Genomic DNA, 23,264 nt, shown 5'->3' with positions numbered 1-23,264 from the left:
ACCACCGTCACCGGCCCCCAGGTACAGCCGCCGTCGAGGGACCGTCTGAGGACGACATCGATGTCACCGGAGTCGCCCGCGCCGTCGTGCCGGCCCTCGGCGAAGGCCAGCACCGTGCCACGCGGGGTCGTGATCGTCGCCGGGATGCGGTACGTGTCGTAGCCGCCCTCGCCCGAGACGTACGGGATGGAGGACATACAGGCGGCGGTGCCTGCCGAGGCGTCGCCCGCGGAAGCGATCGGTGTGGTGAGGAATGCTGCGGTGATGAGGAACGTATGGCTGAGTGTGCGGCTCAGGGTGGCCATCGGGCTCCCTTGACGGAGGGTCAGACGTTCACCTGTCCGTCACAGGTTCCCCGGTGTCACCATCCCCGACTCATACGCCACGATGACGAGCTGTGCCCGGTCCCGCGCCCCCAGCTTGCCCATGATGCGGCTGACGTGGGTCTTGGCCGTGAGCGGGCTGAGTCCCAACGACTCCGCCACTTCCGTGTTGTTGAGCCCGCGCGCGACCAGGGTCAGCACTTCGCGTTCACGTTCGGACAGGCATTCGGGCCCGCCGGCCATGGGCGCACAGGGACTGCGCAGGAACCGCTCGATCAGCCGTGCGGTCGGGCCCGGCGACAGCAGCGACTCGCCCGCGGCCACCGTGCGGATCGCGTCCAGCAGCTCGGCCGGGCGGGTGTCCTTGACCAGGAAGCCCGAGGCGCCGGCCCGCAGCGCGTCCACGATGTTCTCGTCGGTGTCGTAGGTGGTCAGGACCAGCACCCGCACCCCGGCCAGGTCCTCGTCCGCCGCGATCAGCCGGGTCGCCTCGATGCCGTCGAGGTCGGGCATGCGGATGTCCATCACGACGAGTTCGGCGCGGGCGCTGCGGGCCAGCTCCGCGGCTTCCCGGCCGGTGGCCGCCTGGCCGACGACCTCCATGTCGGGCGCCGACTCGACCAGCATGGCGAACGCCTCCCGGACGAGCGTCTGGTCGTCCGCGAGCAGCACGCGGATCATCGGTCCCCCTCCCGGTCCGTTCCGGTGGGCAGTACGGCCCGCACCTCGAAACCCCCCTCGCGTCGTGGCCCGGCGTCGAGTGTGCCACCCACGCTGCGGGCCCGCTCACGCATGCCGGCGAGGCCGTAGCCGGGGTTCGGCGAGACCTCGGCCCGGCAGGTGCCGTCGTTGGTCACCGACAGGTGCAGGGCGCCGCGCTCCTCGTGCAGCGCGACCCGTACGGCCGGTTCGGGGCCCGCGTGCCGTACGACGTTCGTCAGCGCCTCCTGCACGATCCGGTACGCGGCCGCGCCCACGGCGGGCGACGCCTGCCGCACCCGTACCGCCGACTCCACCCGCGCCCCGGCCAGTCGCGCCGCGGCCACCAGGTCCGGCACTCCGTCCAGCCCGGGCAGCGGGCCGCGCGCCTCGCCCACCGCGCCCTGTTCGCGCAGGACGTCCAGCGTCGTACGCAACTCGCCGCGCGCCGTACGGCAGGTCTCGGCGATGTCGTCGAGGGACTTGGCCATGGTCTCGCGATCCAGCCGCTCCGGGTCCGCGGCCAGTACGTGCGCGGCCACCGAGGTCTGCACGCCGATGAGGGTGATGCTGTGGGCGAGCAGGTCGTGCAGGTCGCGGGCGATGCGCAGGCGTTCCTCGGCGACCCGGCGGCGGGCCTCCTCCTCGCGGGTGCGTTCGGCGCGCTCGGCGCGTTCGACGATGGCGGCGACGTACTGGCGGTAGTAGCGGACGTCGATGCCGCAGAAGAGGACCGCGATGACCCAGCCGGAGATCCGCAGCACCTCGATGACCGTGTCGGGGTTGGTGAGGGCGTTGATGGTCAGCGTCACGCCGAGGACGGCGGCGCCGATGAGCAGCGTGCGGCGCACCGTGCCGGTCGCCGCGACCGTGTACAGGACCACCAGGGTGACCGGGATCGGCGCGACGTGGTTGTTGTCGAGGGCGTGGTACGGCGCGATACAGGCCAGCACGGCGAGCAGCACCAGCACGGGACGGCGGCGCCGCCAGCCGACGGGCACATGGGCGATGAGCAGCAGGGCCCAGCCGAGTGCGTCCGGCGGGAGGCCCTCGGTGTCGAGCAGCGCCATGGTGGTGGCGAGGGCGGCCAGCGCCACGGCCAGCAGCGCGTCGTTGCGGGTGCCGTGCGGGGCGGTGCGGGGGTCACGGTTGACCGCCGCCATCACCCGCTCGCCCACTCGGGGCCTGCCCGCCGCTCTCATCGTCTCCCGCACCGGCCCATCCTCCGCCACGCGGGCGCCCCTCCGGGAGGGGAGGGACGCCCTGACGGTGCGTGGGACGCTCACACCGGCTCCGGCTGGCGTTCCTGCGGTACCGGGGGCCGCGGCGCCCGGGACAGCCCGCCCGGCCACCACATCTTGCGCCCCAGCGCGACGCTCGCGCTGGTCACCAGGTAGGTGCGCACCAGGAAGGTGTCGAGCAGCACGCCCACCGCGATGACGAAGCCCAGCTCGACGAGGGGCACCAGCGGCATGCTGGTGAGCACCGCGAAGGTGGCGGCGAGGACCAGCCCGGCGGAGGCGATGACACCGCCGGTCGTGCGCAGCGCGGTGAGCGCGGCCGACTCCGGTTCTGCGCCGGCGAGGCACTCCTCGCGCATCCGGTGCATCAGGAAGATGCCGTAGTCGACGCCGAGGGCCACCAGGAACACGAAGGACAGCAGCCCGAGCCCGGGATCGGTGCCCTCGAAGCCGAAGAGCGACTCGAAGACGAGCCCGCCGATGCCGAGCGCCGCGCCCCACACCGCGACCACGGCCGCCACCAGGATCAGCGGCGCGACGATCGAGCGCAGCAGGGCGATCAGGATCAGCAGCACGGAGAGCAGCACGATCGGCACGACGACCATGCGGTCGCGGGCGTTGGTGTCCTTCAGGTCGATCTGCTGGGCGCTCGCCCCGCCGACGTAGGAGCCGTCGAGCTTGTCGCGCAGGGCCTCGATGGTGGCGGTCTCCCCGGCGGACTGGGGCGGTGCGGTGGCCAGGACGGAGATCTCGGTCCAGCCGTCCGCGGTACGGCCCTCCTGGGCGCTGTCGACGCCGCGGGTGGAGCGGATCGACGCGAGGGTCGCCTCGGCCCGCTCCTGCGGCGTGATGACGCTGATGGGCTGGGTGCCGCGCTCGGGGTAGGCCTCGGCGAGGGTCTCCATGGCGGCGACCGCGTCGGGCTTGCTGGTGAAGGAGTCCTCCTGCTTGAGGTTGCCGGGCAGGTTCAGGGCGCCGAGCGCGAGCGCGCCGAGCAGGACGGCGCCGCCCGCGAGGACGGTCAGGGGCCGGCGTCCGGCGGAGCTGCCCATCGCCGTGAACAGGGACCGGCGGGCCTTGGGCGTGCTGCCGTAGCGCGGCACCAGCGGCCAGAACACGCGCCGGCCGAGCAGCACGAGGATCGCCGGCAGCAGCGTCAGCATCGCGGCGAGCGCGCACAGCACGCCGACGGTGCCGAGCGGGCCCATGCCGCGGCTGGAGTTGAGGTCGGCGGCGAGCAGGCACAGCAGTCCGGCGGCGACGGTGCCCGAGGAGGCGAGCACGGCGGGCCCGCAGCCCCGGAGCGCGGCGACCATGGCGTCGTACGGCCGCTCGATGCGCCGCAGTTCCTCCCGGTACCGGGAGACGAGCAGCAGCGCGTAGTCGGTCCCCGCCCCGAACACCAGAATGGTCATGATCCCGGAGCTCTGGCCGGAGACGGACGTCCCGAACCCCTGGTTGAGCCCGTAGGCGACGCCCATCGACAGATAGTCGGCCATGCCCGCGACGGCGAGCGGCACCAGCCACAGGAACGGGCTGCGGTAGATGAGGATCAGCAGCAGCGCGACGACCGAGGCGGTGGTGTAGAGCAGCGGTCCGTCGAGGGAGTTGTAGACCTCGCTGGCATCGGTGGCGAGGGCGCCCGACCCGCCGACGTCGACGCTGAGCCCGTCGCCGCCGTGCGCGATGTCCCGCACGTCGTTGACGAGCGCGTCACGGGCCTTCTCGTCCTGCCCCGGCTCGGTGCTGGCGACCGGGTACATGAGGGTGGTCCCGTCCTGGGACGGGATGCCCTGCGGCCGGCCGGTGAGCCGGTGCGCGTCGGCGATCCGCTCGATCTGCTCGGCCGCCCTCGCCCTGTCCCCGGCGGTCAGCCCGCCGTCCCGGTGATAGACGACGACCATCTCGGTGGCCTCGCCGCCCGGCAGCCTGTCCTGGATCTTCGCGACCTGCGTGGAGTCGGCGCTGGCCGGCAGATAGTCGACGGCACGGTCGCGCTGGACGTCCCCGAGCTTCGCGGCGAACGGCGAGGCGAGCGCGAGCACGCCGATCCACAGCGCGAGCACCAGCCAGGGCACGGCCCGCCGTCGTCGCGTGCTTGTCCTTGCGGCCCCCATGAGACGGGCCTCCCTCCGCATCGGATGTCCGGGTCGGTTCCAGACTTCCGGCGCGCGGGGGCGGTTTCGTCGGACGGGAGGTCGAGTTGGCGACTACTGCCGGGGGCGGCGGAATGGCGCGATTACTCCCTGGGGAGTACTGAGGGGTAGCGGGGGCTGCGCGGAACGCCGATACGGCTGCCGCCCGGCGCCGGGACTACGACGGCGTCCGTGCCGCCGCGGCCAGCAGCCGTGTCACGTCCTCGGCGCAGATGGTGAGCGCGGCGCCGACCGTCGCCAGGGCGTCCCGTTCGGCGGGGGTGTAGGGGCCGTCGGCCAGGGCGATACGGGCTCCCTGGAGGAGGATCGACTCGCGGCCGGCGGGGGCCAGGTGCGGGGCGAGCGGGTCCAGGGCCTCGTGGAGCTCTATGGCCAGCCCGGCACCGCAGGGCTCGGAGAAGACCCGCCCGGTGTCGGCCGCCAGCGCCTCGACCAGGGCGCCGAGCTGTTCCTGAGTGCAGTCGTCGAAGCCGGCGGCGCGCACGGTGGCCGCGGCGGTCTCCAGGGACGTACGGGCACAGGTGCCGCCCGCCGCCAGCACCGCGAGGGCGACGGTGTGGACGGCGTCGCGGAGCATCGCGGAGAAGCGGGTGGTGGTCGGATGGTCGAGGACGTCGGTGCCGAAGTGACGCCGGCAGGCCGCGCACTCCACGACGGGCGCGCTCTCGCCGCGCGGCAGCACGGGCACGCCGAGCAGGGTGAAGCGGCGATGCCCGGTGAGCCGCTGGTAGTTGCGGTCGCCTCCGCAGCCGGGGCAGAAGAACTCCCCGTCACCCACGGCCGACCACGCGGTGCGGGTGCCCAGAATGCGCGCAAACCTGGCGGCACGGCCGTCTCGTCCCCGTCCTGGCAGCACGTCGCACCTCCGTAACGCCGCGGCAACATCGCCGCGCTTGCGTGATGTTAGCCACATCACGGACGCACAGTCAGCACCCCGGACGAGACCTTTCCGTGACCTGCACAGGTCGATGGCCGGAAATGGACGGCTCCGCCCGCCGCTGATACGGCAGACGGAGCCTCTGAACGCCGGGCGCGCGATCGCCCTAGAGGGGCGCGGGGAACTGCGCGAGCAACCACGATGGCGCCGCACCCACCCACTCCCCCGTGGACCCACGGCGAGAGCGAACCATCAACGAGCAGCCCTGTTGACGGCCGACACAACCGCCTTCAGCGACGCCCGCGTCGTGTTCGCGTCGATACCGATCCCCCACAGCACCTTGCCGTCGATCGCGCACTCGATGTACGACGCGGCCTGCGCGGACGCACCCTCGCTCATCGTGTGCTCCTGGTAGTCCAGCAGCCGCGCGTCCACGCCCACGGCGGCCAGCGCGTCGAAGAAGGCCGAGATCGGACCGTTGCCGGTACCGGCCAGCACGGTGTCGACGCCGTCGACGGTGGCCTCCACCTTGAGCGTGTCCACGCCGTCCGTGTCGGTCGTCGACTGGCCGTTCTTGACCTGGATCCGCCCCCACGGGTTCTCGGGGTTCGGCAGGTACTCGTCCTGGAAGACCGCCCAGATGTCGGAGCCGGTGACCTCGCCGCCCTCGGCGTCCGTCTTCGCCTGGATGATCTTCGAGAACTCGATCTGCATCCGGCGCGGCAGGTCCAGCTTGTGGTCGTTCTTCAGGACGTAGGCGATACCGCCCTTGCCGGACTGCGAGTTGACCCGGATGACCGCCTCGTAGGAGCGGCCGACGTCCTTGGGGTCGATCGGCAGGTACGGCACGGCCCATTCGATGTCGTCGACCGTGACCCCCTTCGCCGCCGCGTCGGTCTCCATCGCGTCGAAGCCCTTCTTGATGGCGTCCTGGTGGGAGCCGGAGAAGGACGTGTAGACCAGGTCGCCCACGTACGGGTGGCGCGGGTGGACCTCCATCTGGTTGCAGTACTCCCACACCCGGCGGATCTCGTCGATGTCGGAGAAGTCGATCTGCGGGTCGACGCCCTGGGAGAACAGGTTCATGCCCAGGGTGACCAGGTCGACGTTGCCGGTGCGCTCGCCCTGTCCGAACAGGCAGCCCTCGATGCGGTCGGCGCCGGCCATCAGCGCCAGCTCGGCCGCCGCGACGGCCGTACCGCGGTCGTTGTGCGGGTGGACCGACAGGCAGACGTGCTCGCGGCGGGACAGGTTGCGGCCCATCCACTCGAAGCGGTCCGCGTGCGTCGACGGCGTCGAACGCTCCACCGTGGCGGGCAGGTTGAGGATGATCTCGCGGCCGGGGCCCGGCTGCCAGACGTCCATGACCGCCTCGCAGACCTCCAGCGCGAAGTCCAGCTCGGTGTCGGTGAAGATCTCGGGGCTGTACTGGTAGCCGAACTCCGTCTCCGGGCCCAGCAGCTTCTCGGCGTACTCGACCACCAGGCGGGTGCCGTCCACGGCGATCTGCTTGATGTCGTCCTTGGAGCCGCGGAAGACCACGCGGCGGAAGACGGGCGCGGTGGCGTTGTACAGGTGGACGGTCGCCCGCTTGGCGCCCTTCAGGGACTCCACCGTGCGCTCGATCAGGTCCTCGCGGGCCTGGGTCAGTACGGAGATGGTGACGTCGTCGGGGATCGCGCCCGGCTCCTCGATGATGGAGCGCACGAAGTCGAAGTCCGTCTGGCCGGACGCCGGGAAGCCGACCTCGATCTCCTTGTAGCCCATCTTGACCAGCTGGTCGAACATCCGGCGCTTGCGCTCGGGCGACATGGGGTCGATCAGGGCCTGGTTGCCGTCGCGCAGGTCTGTGGAGAGCCAGCGGGGGGCGACGGTGACCCGGTTGTCCGGCCAGGTCCGGTCGGGGATGTCGACCTGCTCGTAGCGGCCGTACTTATGGATCGGCATGGTGCTGGGCTGCTGGCGGTTCGCCATGATTGCGGGGCTCCTCAAGGTGTCCGAAAGGACGGCCGACGACGCAACGCGAAGCTCCGCGGGGAGGGAGTCGACCTGGACTACAGGCCCTCGCCGCGGCAGCTAAGAAGAAGCAGCCCGAAACGCATGATGCGAAGCATGCTAGCCGAGGCTCTTCGGATGCGGGGCGCCGTATCAGTATGCGGGACCCGGAGGACGTATGGGGCAAAACGTGCGCCATACCACTTCGTCACGGAGCGTGCGGCTCGCTGTCCGCATATTTCACCAATCATGGTTGCGACTAGTGACAGCCATCTAACGCAGTGCGATGGTGCCGCACATGACGACAAACGGGGGCTTCGAGCCCGTCTTCTGCACCGTCGTTCCGCCACACGTCCTCGACAAACTGGCCCGCAACGACGACCCCGCACTCTCCGGCCCGGCTCGCCGGACCCTCATGCGCGACAGCGAGCTGCGCGGCAAACGCCGCGTGACCACCGAGTTCGCCCTCGCGGCCGCCCCGACGGCGAAGGCACCGTCGGACCAGCCGCTGCGCACCATCCACGACGCCGAGCACAAGACCGCCCTGCCCGGGAAGAAGGTCCGCGGCGAGGGCGACGAGCCCGGCCCGGACGCCACGGTCAACCGCGCCTACGCCGGCCTCGGCGCCACCTTCGAGCTGTTCCTCAAGGCCTACTCCCGCCACTCCATCGACGGCGACGGCCTGCCCCTGGACGCCACCGTCCACTACGACGAGAACTACAACAACGCCTTCTGGAACGGCGAGCAGATGGTGTTCGGCGACGGTGACGGCGAGATCTTCCTCGACTTCACCATCCCGATCGACGTCATCGGCCACGAGCTCACCCACGGCGTCACCCAGTACACGGCCAACCTCACCTACTACGGCCAGCCCGGCGCGCTGAACGAGTCCATGTCGGATGTCTTCGGCGCCCTCATCAAGCAGTACACGCTCGGCCAGACCGCCGCCGAGGCCGACTGGCTGATCGGGGCGGGACTCCTCGCCCCCAGCGTCTCGGGCAAGGCGCTGCGCTCGATGAAGGAGCCGGGCAGCGCGTACGACGACGACGTCCTCGGCAAGGACCCGCAGCCCGCGACGATGGACGAGTACGTCCGCACCGGCCGCGACAACGGCGGCGTCCACATCAACTCCGGCATCCCCAACCACGCCTTCTACCTCGCCGCGACCGCACTCGGCGGCCACGCCTGGGAGAAGGCCGGCCAGATCTGGTACGACGTCCTGACCGGCGGCGAGCTGTCGGACCGGGCGATGTTCACCGACTTCGCCAAGCTGACGGTCAAGTGCGCGCGCGAGCGCTTCGGGGACGGCGGCGAGGAGCTGCAGGCCGTGGAGAAGGCGTGGGAGCAAGTCGGGGTGCGGATCCCGTAAGTCCGTACTAGACAGGGACCCATGCGTATTTTGGTACGTCGCACGGGAGGATTCGCGGGCATCGAGCGGCACGCCGAGGTGGACACCTCGGGGCGGCCCGACGCCCAGGACTGGCACGCCCTGGCCGAGCGCGCGGTCGCGTCCGGCCGGGGCACGCCCCCGATCGGGGTTCCGGACGGCTTCAGCTACCAGATCACCGTGGACGAGAAGACGGTGTACTGCTCGGATCCCCGGCTCACCGACGAGCAGCGCAAGCTGATCTCCAGGGTGCTCAAGGAAGGAGCGTAACCGGTTCTTCACGCCCGGCCGTTGACTTCTGTTACCGCCGGTACGGATGATCCGGCGCATGGCGACTGATGCGCGCGGCGCGACGAACCCGATACCGCGGTTCCCGGACGGCTTCCTGTGGGGCGTCTCGACCTCGGCCCACCAGATCGAGGGAGCGGCTCACGAGCGTGAGCCGTCCGTGTGGGACACCTTCACGGCCGAGCCGGGAAGGGTGAAGGACGGCTCCACGGCGGCGGTGGCCTGCGACCACTACCACCGCTACCGCGAGGACGTCGCGCTCCTGGCCGACCTGGGCGTGGGCGCGTACCGCTTCTCGATCTCCTGGCCCCGGGTGAACGCGCCGAAGGGCCTGGACTTCTACGACCGGCTGGTGGACGAGCTGTGCGCGGCGGGCGTACGGCCGGTGCCGACCCTCTTCCACTGGGACCTGCCGGTCGCGCTGGACTGGCTGGACCGGGACACGGCGTCCCGTTTCGCCGAGTACGTCTCCGCGGTCGCCGAGCGCCTGGGCGACCGCGTGCAGAAGTGGATCACGATCAACGAGCCCGCCGAGCACACCCTGCTGGGCCACGCCCTCGGCACCCACGCGCCTGGCAAGCGCCTGCTGTTCGACGCCCTCCCCGTCGCCCACCACCAGCTCCTGGCCCACGGCCTGGCCGTACGGGCGCTGCGCGCGGCCGGCGCGACGGACATCGGCATCGCCAACTCGCACGGCCCGACCTGGCCGGCGTCGCGGGAGCAGGCGGATGTGGAGGCGGCGGACTTCTACGACCTCCTCCTCAACCGCCTGTTCGCCGACCCGCTGCTGCTCGGCCAGTACCCGGAGGGCATCGGCGAGTTGATGCCGGGGGATGTTCAGTCGGACCTCGAGGTCATGGCGGAACCCCTCGACTTCTACGGCGTCAACTACTACGCCCCGACCCGCGTGGGCGCCCCGCAGGGCACCGAGATCGAGTTCGGCGGGGTGCGCATGCCGGCCGAACTGCCCTTCTCGGTCAGGGAGATCGAGGGCGTGCCGACGACCGACTTCGGCTGGCCGGTGGTCCCCGAAGGCCTGACGGAACTCCTCACCGGCTTCCGGGAGCGCTACGGCGACCGGCTCCCGCCGATCGTCATCACCGAGAACGGCTGCTCGTACGAGGGCGTCGACGACCAGCGGCGGATCGCCTACCTGGACGGCCACCTGCGCGCGCTGCACCGGGCGGTTCAGGCGGGGGTGGACGTACGGGGCTACTTCGTCTGGTCGCTGCTGGACAACTTCGAGTGGGCGGAGGGGTACGCGCGCCGGTTCGGACTCGTCCACGTGGACTTCGAGGATTCGGCGGCGCTGACGCGGACGCCCAAGGCGTCCTACCGCTGGCTGCGGGACGTGCTGCGGACGCAGGGATGACGGCCAAGGCCCTCGCCGAGCCCACGGTCCGGGTCGGCGGGGGCTGGACCGCCACGCTGTCGCTGGCCAACGTGGCGATCTGGGTGGGCTGGTACGGCCCGCTGCAGATCCTGCTGGCCCAGCAGGCGGAGGACTTCACGCCCGGCACCGGGATGTCGAAGGAGACGCTGCTGGCCTGGGTGACGGGCGTGGGCGCGGCCGTGTCGCTGCTGGCCAACCCGTTCTTCGGCGCGCTGTCGGACCGCACCGCGGCCCGCTGGGGCCGGCGTACGCCCTGGATCGTGGCCGGGGCGGCGGGCGGTGCGCTGTCGCTGCTGCTGCTCGCCGGGGCCGACGGGCTGTGGGTGATGGCGGTCGGCTGGTGCCTGGTCCAGCTCACCCTGAACGCGGCGTTCGCGGCGGTGACGGCGGCGGTGCCGGACCGGGTGCCGCGGCTCCAGCGGGGCGCGGTGGGCGGCTGGCTGGGGGCGGCGCAGATACTCGGGGCGGTCGCCGGGACGGGGCTGGCGACGGCGGCGGGCGGGATCGCGGCGGGGTATGCGGCGTGCGCGGTGTTCGTGGTGGCGGGGGTGCTGCCGTATGTGCTCCGGTACCGGGATCTGCGGCTGGGGGCCGCGGACCGGCCGGCGTGGTCCTGGCAGTCCTTCGTCCGCGGCTTCTGGCTGAGCCCGCGCCGCTACCCGGACTTCGGCTGGGCCTGGCTGACCCGCTTCCTGATCAACCTCAGCAACGCGCTGGTGCTTCTCTACCTGCTCTACTACCTGCGCGACCGCCTGCACCACGACGACCCCGAGCAGGGCGTGCTGATCCTCACCGCGGTCGACAGCGTGGCGCTGCTGGCCACGGTCGTGGTGGGCGGCATCTGGTCGGACCGGGTGGGGCGCCGCAAGCCCTTCGTGAAGTGGTCCGGGGTGCTGATGGCGGCGGCCACCGCCCTGCTGGCCGCCTGGCAGACCTGGGCGGGTGCGCTCGTCGTGGCAGCGTTGCTGGGCGTGGCCCTCGGGGTGTTCATGTCGGTCGACTTCGCGCTGATGACCGACGTCCTGCCGAAGGCCATGGACCGGGGCAAGGACCTCGGGGTGATCAACGTCGCCAACGCCCTGCCCCAGGTGGCGGCGCCCGCCCTCGCCGCGCCGATCGTGACGCATCTGGGCGGCTACCGGATGCTGTACGCCGTGGCTGCCGTGATCGGGTTGGCGGGGGCGGTGCTGGTGGGGCGTATTCGAGGGGTGGACTAGGCCGAGAGGTGGGCTAGAGCGCCCCGGCGTCCCGGGCCGTGTAGACCGACGGGTACACCGGCCGGTACCCCAGCTCCCGGCGGATCCGCTCGGTGGACGTGATCTGGACCCACGGGTCGGGGTCGGTGCGGGTGTACAGCTCCTCGGGGATCTCGACCCCGTTGAGCTGGTGCAGCTCGACCGCCGTGACGGGGGCGTCGTCGGCGATGTTGTAGATCCGGCCCGCGATGCCCGGTGCGTGCAGGATGCGCAGCAGGCCCTGGGCGACGTCCACGTGGTGGCCCATGTGCAGGCGCTGGGTCGCCGCCCAGTCGCGGGCCCACATCAGGGACTGGGCGAGGTGCGGGTCGCCCTCGCCATAGACGAAGGGGAGCCGGGCCACGCGTACGTCCATGCCGTCCAGGGCGAGCAGTTCCCGCTCGGCCTGCGCCTTGGACTCGGGGTAGGCGCCCCACATCGCCCCGCCGGGCCGGCTCTCGTCGTCCTCGGTGAGCGGGCGGCCGCGTCCGGTGCCGTACACCAGCCCCGTGCTGACCTGCACGAACCTCCGCACACCGGCCGTCTGCGCGGCCCGGCCCAGCGCCACGGCCGCGTCCCGGTTGACGGCCCACGCCTCCTCGTCGGGCACCCCGCGGAAGGAGGCCGCGACGTTCACGACCGCGTCCACCCCGGCGACCGCCTTGCCGAGCACCTCGGCGTCCCGCAGATCGCCGACCACGACCTCGGCGCCCAGCTCCGCGAACGGCTCGCCCCGCGCCGAGTCCCGCACCAGCACCCGCACCCGCTCGTCCGCCCGGGCCTGCGCCAGCAGCCTCGGTGCGAAGCGCCGGCCGACCTGTCCCGTCGTACCCGTCACCAACGTCAGCATGATCTGCTCCTCTCGTCACCGACCAGCCTCGGACGGGGCCGCCGCGGACGGGAGAGACCCGTCGATCAGGGGATCGGCAGTCCCTGGATAAGCCGGGCGGGCTCCCGCAGTCTGGAGAGGTGAACCGAGCCGAACTCGCCGACTTCCTGCGCCGCGGCCGCGCCCGGCTGACCCCGTCGGACGTGGGCCTGACGCCCGGCTCCCGGCGCCGCACGCCGGGCCTGCGCCGCGAGGAGGTGGCGCAGCTCGCGGGCATGTCGGTGGACTACTACATCCGCCTCGAACAGTCCCGCGGCCCGCGCCCGTCCCGCCAGATGCTGACCGCGCTGGGCCGGGCGCTGCGCCTGAGCGCCGACGAGCGTGACCATCTGTTCCACCTGGTCGGCGAGGAGCCGCCGCGCCGCGAGACGGCGTCGAGGCATGTCCCGCCCGGCCTGATGCTGGTCCTGGACCGGCTGCACGACACACCGGCGCAGGTGGTGACGGACTGCGGCGAGGTGCTGGCGCAGAACGCGATGGCGAGGGCGCTGACCCACGATGTGCTGTCCCGCCCGCCGGGCGAGCGCAACCTCCTGCGCCTCTACTTCCTGGACCCCGAGGCGCGCGCCCTGTTCCCGGAGGAGGACCGGCAGGAGCACGCCCGCGCTCACGTCGCCAGTCTGCGCGCGGTGGCCACGGCCCGCCCCGACGACCCGGAACCGGCCGCCCTGGTGGCGGAACTCCGCTCATCGAGCGAGGAGTTCGCTCGTCTCTGGGACGAACACGAGGTGGCCCTGCGCCACCGGGCCACCAAACGCTTCCAGCACCCCCTGGTCGGCCTGCTCGACCTCGACTGCGAGGTCCTGCTCAGCCACGAACACCATCAGATGCTGGTCATCCACACCGCCCGCCCGGGCACTCAGACTCACGAACGCCTCCAACTCCTGCGCGTGGTGGGCCTGCAGGACATGTCGGCGAGCGGACTATGACGCTCCAGGTCCCGGATCGGCCGCACCGACCCAGCGGCGATAGGCGTCCATGTCGACGTTGCCGCCGCACACGATGGTGACCACGTGCCGGCCGGCGAAGCGGTCGCGGTCCTCGAGGATCGCGGCGATGCCGAGAGCGGCCGACGGTTCCACGACGAGGCCGGCGTGGTCGAGGAGCATCCGCATACCGGCGACGATCGACGCCTCCTGGACCAGGACGGCGTCGTCGGCGACCAGGAGGAGGTCGTCCAGGACGGCCGGGATGGGACGCCGGCCGGCGACACCGTCGGCGATGGTGTCGGTCGAGTCGGTGGTGACGACACGTCGCCTGCGCCACGAGTGTGTCATCGCCGGTGCGCCCAGCGGCTGGACGCAGATCACCTGGGCTGCGGGCGCCATGGTCTTCACCACATGCCCCACACCGGTGGCCAGCGCCCCACCGCCGAGCGCGATCAGGACGGCGTCGAACGACGGAGCCTTGTCCGCCAGTTCCAGGCCGATGGTCGCCGCGCCCTCGCAGGTCTCGATGTCCAGGCTGTCCTCGACCAGCCGGATGCCGTCGCGGCGCGCGATGGCCGCGGCCCGCTCGCGCGCCATCTCGTGGTCGCCGTCGACCAGTTCCAGCCTGGCGTCCAGTGCGCGGATGCGGTCGAGCTTGGCCGCGGTCGCGAAGCGGGACGCCACGACGGTGACGTCCAGCCCCCGGCCGCGGCCGGACCAGGCGAGGGCCTGGCCGAGGTTGCCCGCGCTGGCGCACACCACGGACCGCGGGCCATGGGCGGCGAGCCGGCTCGCGACGACCTCGGTGCCGCGGGCCTTGAAGCTGCGCACCGGGTTCGCCGTTTCGAGCTTGATGCTCACCGCGCACCCGAGAACGGGCTCCAGCGCCTCGCAGCGGTACAGCGGAGTGTCGAGAAAGACCGGGTCGATCACCCGGCGAGCGGCCCGGATCCGAGCGGTGTCGAGGCGCGTCTGCTGCATGACACCGCAGCGTAGAGCCCGGCCTGTGGAGCGGGTCGCCTGTGGGGCGGGTCGCTCAGAAACCCAGCCTCCGCAGCTGCTTCGGGTCGCGTTGCCAGTCCTTCGCGACCTTCACGTGCAGGTCCAGGAAGACCGGCGTCCCCAGCAGCGCCTCGATGTGCTTGCGGCTCTTGATACCGACCTCTTTCAGGCGCTTGCCCTTGGGGCCGATGATGATGCCCTTCTGGCTGGGGCGTTCGATGTAGACGTTGGCATGGATGTCCAGCAGGGGCTTGTCCGCGGGGCGGTCCTCGCGCGGGAGCATCTCCTCCACCACGACCGCGATGGAGTGGGGCAGCTCGTCCCGGACGCCCTCCAGCGCCGCCTCGCGGATCAGCTCGGCCACCATGACCTGCTCGGGCTCGTCCGTCAGGTCGCCCTCGGGGTAGAGGGCCGGGCCCTCGGGGAGGAGCGGGATCAGCAGGTCGGCCAGGAGCGCCACCTGCTTGTCGCCCACCGCCGACACCGGCACGATCTCGGCCCACTCGATGCCGAGCTCCTTGCCCAGCCGGTCGATCGCGATGAGCTGCTCGGCCAGTGCCTTGGAGTCCACCAGGTCGGTCTTGGTGACGATCGCGACCTTGGGGGTCTTGCGGATCCCCGCCAGCTCCTTGGCGATGAAGCGGTCTCCGGGGCCGATCTTCTGGTCCGCGGGCAGGCAGAAGCCGATCACGTCGACCTCGGCCCAGGTGGTCCGTACGACGTCGTTCAGCCGCTCACCCAGCAGCGTGCGCGGCTTGTGCAGCCCGGGGGTGTCGACCAGGATCAACTGGGCGTCCTCCCGGTGCACGATCCCGCGCACCGTGTGCCGCGTCGTCTGCGGCCGGTTCGAGGTGATCGCCACCTTCTGCCCGACCAGCGCGTTCGTCAGGGTGGACTTGCCCGCGTTGGGGCGGCCCACGAAGCAGGCGAAGCCGGCGCGGTGGACGGCCTCGGCCGACTGCTCGGATGACTGGGTGCGAACGCTCATGGCGCCCATTCTCCCTGATCGCCGAAGCCCCGCCGCACACGCGTAGGCCTGGACCTTACGGAGGGCGCCGAGAGCGCCTACGATCACGGGGTCCTGGGGCCCGGCGCCCCGGCCGGCTCGTCCCTCTCCCCCCGTCTCCTCCGTCCCCCCGCCCAGAAGGTCAAGAAGCAGGCATGAAGCTCATCACCGCGATCGTCAAGCCGTACCGGCTCGACGAGGTCAAGACCGCTCTCCAGGAGATCGGCGTGCACGGCCTGACCGTGACCGAGTCCGGCGGCTACGGCCGTCAGCGCGGCCACACCGAGGTGTACCGGGGCGCGGAGTACCAGGTCGACCTGGTGCCGAAGGTCCGCATCGAGGTCGTCGTCGAGGACGCGGCCGCCGACGAGGTCATGGACGCCGTGGTGAAGGCCGCCCGGACCGGCAAGATCGGCGACGGCAAGGTCTGGGCGCTGCCGGTCGAGACGGTCGTACGGGTGCGTACGGGCGAGCGCGGCCCCGACGCGCTGTAGCAGCGCCGGGTGCCGGGACCGCGCCCCGTCAGCGCGTCACGCGCCTCAGTCGAACACGAACGGGCCCGGCGACTGCGGCCCTGTCGCCGTGCAGGTGATGGTGATGCCGAAGACGGTCATCTCCAGCGAGCCGCCGAAGGCCTCCAGGCTGTCCCCGGAGGCGACGGTGCCGCTGAGCGGGCCGACCTGGACGGGGTCACCGGCGGCCATCGCCGGGTTCTCGGTGCCGGAGAAGGAGGCGGTGCCGCCACTCGCCTTCACCATGGTGAGCGTCGAGGAGATCGAGTCCTCCGAGAGCGCGATCGGCGCGGTGATCGCGGAGGAGTTGACGGTGATGGTGGCGGACGTGCCGTCCTGGGTGGCGGTGAGCGTGGCCTCGCCGCCACCGAAGCTGCCGCAGTCGGCGGTGATCGTCGCGGTGGCGGGGGTGACGGCGAGGGCGGCCGGCGCGAATGCCAGACCGGTGACCGCGAGGGCCCCGGCCATCAGGGCCGCACCTGCTCCGATGCGCGTACGTCTCATGGGGAATCGCTCCCTTTCGGGGTGGGGGAATTCGGTGTGTGTGGGGGGTGGCCCGGCAGGTGGGTGCGAACACGCTGCGCGGAGACCGAATCTGACGGTCCGTCGGAAACCGTCGGGTTCCATTGATGCGCGTGGGGCGAAGGTCGGCAAGGGTGATTTCCGGCCTCAACTACCGGCGAGTCAACTACCCGGCGCGACGCGGCGCAGCGTCACGTGATCGGCACTGGCCGTGAGCGGCCACGTCCACGCCGAACCGCGCCGTTGAAAAGCCCTACGGCGTTGTCAGTCCCCCGGCGTACCCTGGAAATCGCCAGGCCGCCCTTGAGGCGGGCGAGTCGTATCGAGGAGGACGAGCAAGGCCTACGAGCCGGCCCATGACTCAGACACCCACAGCTCACACACCCGCGCAGGGGCAGGCGAGAGCACAGTTCACCGTCCCCGCCCAGCACCCCATGGTGACCGTGCTGGGGTCCGGCGACTCCCTTCTGCGCGTGATCGAGACGGCCTTCCCGGCGACCGACATCCACGTCCGGGGCAATGAGATCAGCGCCGTGGGCGACCCAGCGGAAGTCGCCCTCATACAGCGCCTGTTCGACGAGATGATGCTGGTGCTCCGCACCGGGCAACCGATGACGGAGGACGCGGTGGAACGCTCGATCGCCATGCTCAGAGCGAGTGAGAACGGGGAGGGGCCGGAGGAGACCCCGGCCGAGGTGCTCACCCAGAACATCCTCTCCTCCCGCGGTCGCACGATCCGCCCCAAGACCCTCAACCAGAAGCGCTACGTCGACGCCATCGACAAGCACACGGTCGTCTTCGGCATCGGCCCCGCCGGTACCGGCAAGACCTACCTGGCCATGGCCAAGGCGGTGCAGGCCCTGCAGTCCAAGCAGGTCAACCGCATCATCCTGACCCGGCCGGCGGTGGAGGCGGGCGAGCGGCTGGGGTTCCTGCCGGGGACGCTGTACGAGAAGATCGACCCGTACCTGCGGCCGCTGTACGACGCGCTGCACGACATGCTGGACCCGGACTCGATTCCGCGATTGATGGCGGCAGGGACTATCGAGGTGGCCCCCCTAGCATATATGCGGGGTCGTGCGCAACCTGTGTTCACTAACGTCCTGACGCCCGACGGCTGGCGCCCCATCGGCGACCTCCAGGTCGGTGACCTGGTCATCGGCTCCAATGGTGAGCCGACCCCGGTCCTCGGTGTCTACCCGCAGGGCGAGAAGGACATCTACCGCGTCACCGCCCAGGATGGCTCCTGGACACTGTGCTGCGGCGAGCACTTGTGGATCGTCCGCACAGCCGCCGACAAACGTCGCAACAAGCCGTGGCGGGTCCTGGAGACGCAGGAGATGATCGGCAACCTGCGAGCGGCTCATGCTCGCCGGTACGAGCTGCCGCTGCTCACCGCGCCGGTGTGCCTCGCGGAGCGTGAGGTCCCGATGGATCCGTATGCACTGGGCCTGCTTCTGGGCGATGGTTGCCTCACAGGTTCGACCACTCCGTCCTTCGCCACAGAGGATCAAGAGCTGGCCGTGGCGTTGGAAGCCGCGCTGCCCAGCATCGAACTGCGGCACAAGGGCGGTCCCGACCACGTCCTCAACCGGATCAAGTCACCTGGCGACGTGGTCACCCTTGAGAACCCGGTAACGAGGGTTCTTCGAGAACTGGACCTGCTGCGCACACGCTCGCACACCAAGTTCATCCCGGACGACTACCTGTACAACTCCGCCGACGTACGGCTGGCAGTCCTGCAGGGCCTGCTCGACTCCGACGGAGGGCCGGTCACCCAGGCGGATCGCACCTGCCGGATTCAGTACACGACAACGTCGATCCTCCTTCGGGACAACGTGATGTCGTTGGTTCAGTCGCTGGGAGGCGTCGCCTACACCCGGCGTCGCATGGCCGAGGGGCGTAATCAGAGCACCGCAAGGGCAGCCCACCGACGCGACGCCCACGTCATCGACATCCGCCTCCCCGAGGGCATAGAGCCCTTCCGCCTTCCCCGCAAGCGAGACAAGTACCACGCGGCCGGAGGCGGCGGACGCCCGATGCGGTTCATCGACTCGATCGAACCCGCAGGCAGGGAGGAGACTGTCTGCATCCAGGTGGCCGCCGAGGACTCCCTCTACGTCACCCAGGACTACCTGCTGACGCACAACACGCTCAACGACGCCTTCATCATCCTGGACGAGGCCCAGAACACCAGCCCCGAACAGATGAAGATGTTCCTCACCCGCCTCGGCTTCGACTCGAAGATAGTCATCACCGGTGACGTGACCCAGGTCGACCTCCCGGACGGCACCAAGTCCGGTCTGCGGCAGGTGCGGGAGATCCTGGAGGGCGTGGACGACGTCCACTTCTCCCTGCTGTCCTCCCACGATGTCGTACGGCACAAGCTGGTCGGCCGTATCGTCGACGCCTACGAGAAGTACGACAGCAAGCACGGCACCCAGAACGGCACCCACAAGGGCCGGGGCGGCAAGGCCGGGCACAAGGGGAAGTAGAGAACCGGCACCACCATGTCGATCGACGTCAACAACGAGTCCGGCACCGATGTCGATGAGCAGGCGATCCTCGACATCGCCCGCTACGCGCTCGCGCGGATGCGCATCCACCCGCTCTCCGAGCTCTCGGTGATCGTCGTGGACGCCGACGCCATGGAGCAGCTTCACATCCAGTGGATGGACCTGCCGGGGCCGACCGATGTCATGTCCTTCCCGATGGACGAGCTGCGGCCGCCGTCGAAGGACGACGACGAGCCGCCGCAGGGGCTGCTCGGCGACATCGTGCTCTGCCCCGAGGTCGCCGCCAAGCAGGGGGCCGAGGCGCCCACGCAGCACACCATGGACGAGGAGCTCCAGCTCCTGACCGTCCACGGTGTGCTGCACCTTCTCGGGTACGACCACGAGGAGCCCGACGAGAAGGCCGAGATGTTCGGTCTGCAGGCCGCCATCGTGGACGGCTGGCGTGCGGAGAAGGGCCTGACGGGTCCGTCGCCGGCCCCGACCGTGTCATGAGCCTCCCCCTGGTCGCCGGCGCCATCGCCCTCGTGGTCGTGGCCTGGCTCGCGGCCTGCGCGGAGGCGGGCCTGGCGCGCGTCTCCAGCTTCCGCGCCGAGGAGGCCGTACGCGGCGGGCGGCGCGGCAGCCAGAAGCTCGCGCTGGTCGCCGCCGACCCGACGCGCTATCTGAACGTGGCGCTGCTGGTGCGCGTGGCCTGCGAGATGGCGGCGGCCTCGCTGGTCACCTACGCCTGCCTGCGGGAGTTCGACAGCACCACCGAGGCCCTGCTGGTCGCCATAGCGGTCATGGTGCTGGTGTCGTACGTCGCCGTCGGGGTCTCCCCGCGCACCATCGGCCGCCAGCATCCGCTGAACACGGCCACGGCGGCGGCGTACATCCTGCTGCCGCTCGCGCGGATCATGGGCCCGGTCCCGTATCTGCTGATCCTCATCGGCAACGCCCTCACGCCCGGCAAGGGCTTCCGCCGCGGCCCCTTCGCCTCCGAGGCGGAGCTGCGGGCGCTGGTCGACCTCGCCGAGAAGGAGCAACTGATCGAGGACGAGGAGCGCCGTATGGTGCACTCGGTCTTCGAGCTGGGCGACACGCTGGTGCGGGAGGTGATGGTGCCGAGGACCGACCTCGTCGTCATCGAGCGGTACAAGACCATCCGCCAGGCCCTCACCCTCGCCCTGCGCTCGGGTTTCTCGCGCATCCCGGTGGTCGGGGAGAGCGAGGACGACGTGGTGGGGATGGTGTATCTGAAGGACCTGGCCCGCAAGACGCACATTTCCCGGGACGCGGAGAGCGAGCTGGTGTCGACCGCGATGCGGCCCGCGGTGTTCGTGCCCGACACCAAGAACGCCGGTGATCTGCTGCGCGAGATGCAGAAGGAGCGCAACCACGTCGCCGTCGTGATCGACGAGTACGGCGGCACCGCCGGCATCGTCACCATCGAGGACATCCTCGAGGAGATCGTCGGCGAGATCACCGACGAGTACGACCGTGAGCTGCCGCCGGTGGAGGACCTGGGCGAGGACCGCTATCGCGTCACCGCCCGCCTGGACATCACCGACCTGGGCGAGCTGTACGGCCTCGACGAGTACGACGACGAGGACGTGGAGACCGTCGGCGGGCTGCTGGCGAAGGCGCTGGGCCGGGTCCCGATCGCCGGGGCGTCCTCGCGGGTCGAGCTGCCCGACGGCCGTGAACTGCGGCTGACGGCGGAGGCGGCGGCCGGCCGCCGGAACAAGATCGTGACCGTGCTCGTGGAGCCGATGGGCCCCGCCGTGCCCTCGGTGGGGGACAAGGAGTCCGCGTGACACCACAGGAACTGCGCACCTTCTGCCTCTCCTTCAACGAGGCCGTCGAGGACTTCCCCTTCAGTCCCGAGATCTCCGTCTTCAAGGTCCTCGGCAAGATGTTCGCGCTGAGCTGGCTGGACCAGCGCCCCCTGACGGTCAACCTCAAGTGCGACCCGGAGGACGCGGTACGGCTGCGCGCCGATCACCCCGGCCTGATCGTCCCCGGCTATCACATGAACAAGCGGCACTGGAACACGGTCACCGTGGACGGCGAGCTTCCGGACCGCCTCGTCCGGGAGCTCGTCGAGGACTCCTACGACCTGGTCGTGGCCGGTCTGCCGAGGGCCGAGCGGCTGCGGCTCGACCGGCCCTGAGGGGCGTGGGGCGCGTCATCGTGGTTCCAGGGCGCCCAGCTCGCGCAGGCGCGCGTGGACGGCGAGGACCGCTTCCGGTTCCAGCTCGGTCAGTGCCGGCAGGGCGTCGCTCCAGCAGGTGCCGGCGAGGGCCGTCCTGGCGCAGCGGCGGGCGAGCGGGCGCAGGGCGGGGTCACCGGGGCGTCTCGGGTCACCGAGAAGCGCCTCGGCCAGTTCGTCCATGAGCCAGGACAAGGAGTCGTCCTCAAGCATGTGCCGCGCCGCTTCGGCGGCCAGGGCGGGCGCGGTCACGGCCAGTACGGCGACCCGGTCGGGCGACTGGAACTCCTCGCGGTGCGCGGGCGGCACCGGGCCTCGGGGCTGTCGGCGTTGCAGCGCACCCGCAGCGCCGCCGCCGCGGCGATCACGTGGGCGGCGGTCAGCACGGTGCCGCCGGTGACCCGGTAGCCGGAGCCCCGGCGGCCGGGGCCTTCGGCGGACTCGACGATGATCTCCACCGCCCGGGTGGCGTCCGGCCCTTCGGCGGTTCTGGTCACCGGCCTGCCCGGGCGTCTCGGGGCGACGGGATGTGGACGCCGTCCTCGGTTCCCGGGCCGCCCGGGTCGGCTCGATCAGTCACACGGGGACTTTAGGGCTTCTCACGGCCGTCGACCCATGGGTCGGCCGGATCCGGCCGGGATGCGGCGGTTCGCCGTCCCGCCCGCAGCCCGATCCCCACCAGTACGGCGGCGGCCAGCACGATGGCGGCGTCGAGCGCCATCACCAGGCGGGTGCCGGACATCAGGTCGCCGGAGGTCGTGGCGAGGACGCCGAGCAGCGGAATGCCGATCGTGATGCCGACCTGCTGGGTGGAGGTGACCAGGCCGGTGGCCAGGCCCTGTTCCCCGTCGGGGACGCCGGAGGTGACCGTCAGGCCGTAGGAGATGATCGCGCCGAGGTGGAACATGCTCGACAGCGACACGGCGGCCGTGGCGAGCCAGACGGACCAGCCGTCGGTGCCGAGGAACAGCAGGGCCGCGATGAAGGCGCCCTGGCCCGTGAGCGAGACCACCAGGGTGCGGCGGGCGCCGAGGCGGCTGACGAACCTCGGGGTGAGCGAGCCCGCGATCACCGACAGCACGCCCTGGACGCCGAAGACCAGGCCCGTCTCCCAGGCCGACAGGCGCAGGACCTCCTGGAGGTACAGGGTGAGGACGAAGACCACCGTCGACATCATCGAGAAGGTGACCAGACCGCCCAGGTTGCCCCAGGCCACCGTGCGGCGGCGCAGCATCGGCAGGGAGACCAGGGGTGCCGCGGTGCGGGACTCGACGATCACGAAGGCCGTGAGCAGCGCGAGGCCGGCGATCAGGGTCGCGATGACGTCGGCGCGGGCGAAGCCGTGGTCGGCGGCCGTCGTCAGGGCGTAGATCAGGGACAGCAGGCCGCCGGTGACGGTGATCGCGCCGGGCACGTCCAGGTGGGGGCGGTCCGGGGTGCGGGACTCGGGCAGCAGGCCGGGGGCGAGCGGCAGTACGACCAGGGCGAAGACCGTGAGCAGGCCCATGGTGGAGCGCCAGCCGAACGCGTCGGTCAGGACGCCGCCCGCGACCATGCCGATGGTGAAGCCGAGGGACATCAGCGTCCCGGAGATGCCGAGGGCGCGGTCGCGGGCGGGCCCCTCGTGGAAGGTGGTCGTCAGCAGGGACATGCCCGTCGGGACGATGACCGCGGCGCCGAGGCCCTGCAGGGCGCGTCCGGCGAGGAAGGACGCCGGGTCCCAGGCGAACGTCGCGAGCGCCGAGGCCGCGGCGAACACGGCGAGGCCGGTCAGGAACAGCTTGCGGCGGCCGTACAGGTCGCCGATACGGCCGAACAGGAGCAGGAAGCCGCCGGACGGCAGCGCGAACGCCGTGACCGCCCACTGCAGCGCCGACTGGCTCATGCCGAGATCGGCGCCGAGGACGGGGAGCGCGACGTTCAGGACGGAGAAGTCGAGCGCGACCATGAACTGGGCGGCGCACAGGACGAACAGGACGAGCTTGTCGCGCGTCGACAGGCGGGGGGTGTCGAGCGGTGGGGACGAAGGGTGGGTGAGGTCGGTGTCGATCGCCATGGGCAAGAGACTGCTGGCGTCGGAATAGCCGTGGGGAGCGGGGAGTT

General features: G+C 71.1%; 22 protein-coding genes and 1 pseudogene. 10 read left to right on the top strand and 13 right to left on the bottom strand.

Going from position 1 to position 23,264, the window contains the following annotated elements; translation table 11 throughout:
• From ACP4J3_RS39375 to leuA, 6 genes and pseudogenes are all read right to left on the bottom strand, one after another.
• Positions 1 to 305: pseudogene (locus ACP4J3_RS39375) on the bottom strand (sialidase family protein); the annotation flags it as partial.
• 39 nt (positions 306 to 344) lie between these two features.
• Positions 345 to 1,004 (bottom strand): response regulator, encoded by a 660-nt coding sequence (locus tag ACP4J3_RS39370; protein WP_426541141.1) that lies wholly within the window; start codon positions 1,002 to 1,004, stop codon positions 345 to 347.
• Positions 1,001 to 2,224, bottom strand: a complete 1,224-nt coding sequence (locus ACP4J3_RS39365) for a sensor histidine kinase (RefSeq protein WP_426541147.1) — start codon at positions 2,222 to 2,224, stop codon at positions 1,001 to 1,003. The genes ACP4J3_RS39370 and ACP4J3_RS39365 overlap by 4 nt, the downstream gene beginning before the upstream one ends.
• 80 nt (positions 2,225 to 2,304) lie before the next feature.
• A complete protein-coding gene (locus ACP4J3_RS39360) occupies positions 2,305 to 4,380 on the bottom strand; it encodes an MMPL family transporter (RefSeq protein WP_426541140.1) in 2,076 nt (691 codons plus the stop codon).
• A 196-nt stretch (positions 4,381 to 4,576) separates the two neighbouring features.
• Entirely contained in the window at positions 4,577 to 5,275 is a 699-nt protein-coding gene (locus ACP4J3_RS39355) for a TerB family tellurite resistance protein (protein ID WP_426541139.1), read from the bottom strand.
• Positions 5,276 to 5,548: 273 nt separating this feature from the next.
• On the bottom strand, positions 5,549 to 7,270 hold the full coding sequence (gene leuA, locus ACP4J3_RS39350) for a 2-isopropylmalate synthase (RefSeq protein ID WP_426541138.1): 1,722 nt from the start codon (positions 7,268 to 7,270) through the stop codon (positions 5,549 to 5,551).
• Between the two features lie 319 nt (positions 7,271 to 7,589).
• On the opposite strand from leuA, the gene ACP4J3_RS39345 reads away from it, so the two are divergent.
• From ACP4J3_RS39345 to ACP4J3_RS39330, 4 genes are read left to right on the top strand one after another with little or no spacing between them, the layout of a single operon-like run.
• Positions 7,590 to 8,660 carry a M4 family metallopeptidase gene (locus ACP4J3_RS39345; RefSeq protein WP_426541137.1) on the top strand — a complete coding sequence of 357 codons (1,071 nt, stop codon included), beginning with the start codon at positions 7,590 to 7,592 and terminating at the stop codon, positions 8,658 to 8,660.
• A gap of 21 nt (positions 8,661 to 8,681) precedes the next feature.
• Positions 8,682 to 8,948, top strand: coding sequence for a protealysin inhibitor emfourin (locus ACP4J3_RS39340; RefSeq protein WP_426541136.1), 267 nt, complete (start codon positions 8,682 to 8,684; stop codon positions 8,946 to 8,948).
• Positions 8,949 to 8,994: 46 nt separating this feature from the next.
• Positions 8,995 to 10,338, top strand: coding sequence for a GH1 family beta-glucosidase (locus tag ACP4J3_RS39335; protein WP_426541135.1), 1,344 nt, complete (start codon positions 8,995 to 8,997; stop codon positions 10,336 to 10,338).
• A complete protein-coding gene (locus tag ACP4J3_RS39330; RefSeq protein WP_426541134.1) occupies positions 10,335 to 11,576 on the top strand; it encodes an MFS transporter in 1,242 nt (413 codons plus the stop codon). The genes ACP4J3_RS39335 and ACP4J3_RS39330 overlap by 4 nt, the downstream gene beginning before the upstream one ends.
• A 13-nt stretch (positions 11,577 to 11,589) precedes the next feature.
• On the opposite strand, the gene ACP4J3_RS39325 is transcribed toward ACP4J3_RS39330, so the two are convergent.
• Entirely contained in the window at positions 11,590 to 12,444 is an 855-nt protein-coding gene (locus tag ACP4J3_RS39325; protein WP_426541133.1) for an NAD-dependent epimerase/dehydratase family protein, read from the bottom strand.
• A gap of 119 nt (positions 12,445 to 12,563) precedes the next feature.
• Between ACP4J3_RS39325 and ACP4J3_RS39320 the strand changes: the two genes are divergently transcribed.
• Entirely contained in the window at positions 12,564 to 13,412 is an 849-nt protein-coding gene (locus tag ACP4J3_RS39320) for a helix-turn-helix transcriptional regulator (RefSeq protein WP_426541132.1), read from the top strand.
• Here ACP4J3_RS39320 and ACP4J3_RS39315 read toward each other — a convergent pair.
• Both ACP4J3_RS39315 and era read right to left on the bottom strand, forming a co-directional pair.
• Entirely contained in the window at positions 13,407 to 14,393 is a 987-nt protein-coding gene (locus ACP4J3_RS39315; RefSeq protein ID WP_426541131.1) for a threonine ammonia-lyase, read from the bottom strand. The two genes, ACP4J3_RS39320 and ACP4J3_RS39315, sit on opposite strands and share 6 nt — an antisense overlap.
• A 55-nt stretch (positions 14,394 to 14,448) precedes the next feature.
• Positions 14,449 to 15,402, bottom strand: a complete 954-nt coding sequence (era, locus tag ACP4J3_RS39310) for a GTPase Era (RefSeq protein WP_426541130.1) — start codon at positions 15,400 to 15,402, stop codon at positions 14,449 to 14,451.
• A gap of 173 nt (positions 15,403 to 15,575) precedes the next feature.
• On the opposite strand from era, the gene ACP4J3_RS39305 reads away from it, so the two are divergent.
• Positions 15,576 to 15,914: a P-II family nitrogen regulator gene (locus ACP4J3_RS39305; protein ID WP_426541129.1), complete on the top strand. Its 339-nt coding sequence runs from the start codon at positions 15,576 to 15,578 to the stop codon at positions 15,912 to 15,914.
• Positions 15,915 to 15,959: 45 nt separating this feature from the next.
• Here the strand turns inward: ACP4J3_RS39305 and ACP4J3_RS39300 are convergent, their stop codons facing one another.
• A complete protein-coding gene (locus ACP4J3_RS39300; protein ID WP_426541128.1) occupies positions 15,960 to 16,436 on the bottom strand; it encodes a hypothetical protein in 477 nt (158 codons plus the stop codon).
• 374 nt (positions 16,437 to 16,810) lie between these two features.
• On the opposite strand from ACP4J3_RS39300, the gene ACP4J3_RS39295 reads away from it, so the two are divergent.
• Genes ACP4J3_RS39295 through ACP4J3_RS39280 form a run of 4 tightly spaced genes read left to right on the top strand, consistent with a single transcriptional unit; the run spans position 16,811 to position 21,122 of the window.
• Positions 16,811 to 18,949 carry a PhoH family protein gene (locus ACP4J3_RS39295; protein ID WP_426541127.1) on the top strand — a complete coding sequence of 713 codons (2,139 nt, stop codon included), beginning with the start codon at positions 16,811 to 16,813 and terminating at the stop codon, positions 18,947 to 18,949.
• Between the two features lie 15 nt (positions 18,950 to 18,964).
• Positions 18,965 to 19,462 (top strand): rRNA maturation RNase YbeY, encoded by a 498-nt coding sequence (ybeY, locus tag ACP4J3_RS39290; RefSeq protein WP_426541126.1) that lies wholly within the window; start codon positions 18,965 to 18,967, stop codon positions 19,460 to 19,462.
• Positions 19,459 to 20,766, top strand: a complete 1,308-nt coding sequence (locus tag ACP4J3_RS39285) for a hemolysin family protein (protein WP_426541125.1) — start codon at positions 19,459 to 19,461, stop codon at positions 20,764 to 20,766. Before ybeY ends, ACP4J3_RS39285 begins: the two co-directional genes overlap by 4 nt.
• Positions 20,763 to 21,122 carry an MmcQ/YjbR family DNA-binding protein gene (locus ACP4J3_RS39280; protein WP_426541124.1) on the top strand — a complete coding sequence of 120 codons (360 nt, stop codon included), beginning with the start codon at positions 20,763 to 20,765 and terminating at the stop codon, positions 21,120 to 21,122. The genes ACP4J3_RS39285 and ACP4J3_RS39280 overlap by 4 nt, the downstream gene beginning before the upstream one ends.
• Before the next feature lie 15 nt (positions 21,123 to 21,137).
• Here ACP4J3_RS39280 and ACP4J3_RS39275 read toward each other — a convergent pair whose 3' ends face one another.
• The 3 genes from ACP4J3_RS39275 to ACP4J3_RS39265 all read right to left on the bottom strand — a co-directional run bounded on the left by ACP4J3_RS39275 (position 21,138) and on the right by ACP4J3_RS39265 (position 23,217).
• A complete protein-coding gene (locus ACP4J3_RS39275; protein WP_426541123.1) occupies positions 21,138 to 21,413 on the bottom strand; it encodes a hypothetical protein in 276 nt (91 codons plus the stop codon).
• Positions 21,410 to 21,658 carry a hypothetical protein gene (locus ACP4J3_RS39270; RefSeq protein WP_426541122.1) on the bottom strand — a complete coding sequence of 83 codons (249 nt, stop codon included), beginning with the start codon at positions 21,656 to 21,658 and terminating at the stop codon, positions 21,410 to 21,412. Before ACP4J3_RS39270 ends, ACP4J3_RS39275 begins: the two co-directional genes overlap by 4 nt.
• Before the next feature lie 92 nt (positions 21,659 to 21,750).
• On the bottom strand, positions 21,751 to 23,217 hold the full coding sequence (locus tag ACP4J3_RS39265) for an MFS transporter (protein WP_426541121.1): 1,467 nt from the start codon (positions 23,215 to 23,217) through the stop codon (positions 21,751 to 21,753).
• Positions 23,218 to 23,264 lie beyond the last annotated feature (47 nt).

It is taken from the genome of Streptomyces sp. UG1, assembly GCF_049974585.1.
In the GTDB taxonomy this organism is placed as follows: domain Bacteria; phylum Actinomycetota; class Actinomycetes; order Streptomycetales; family Streptomycetaceae; genus Streptomyces.
The sequence above is the reverse complement of the archived record's forward strand: the minus strand, read 5'-3'. Positions and strand labels throughout refer to the sequence as shown.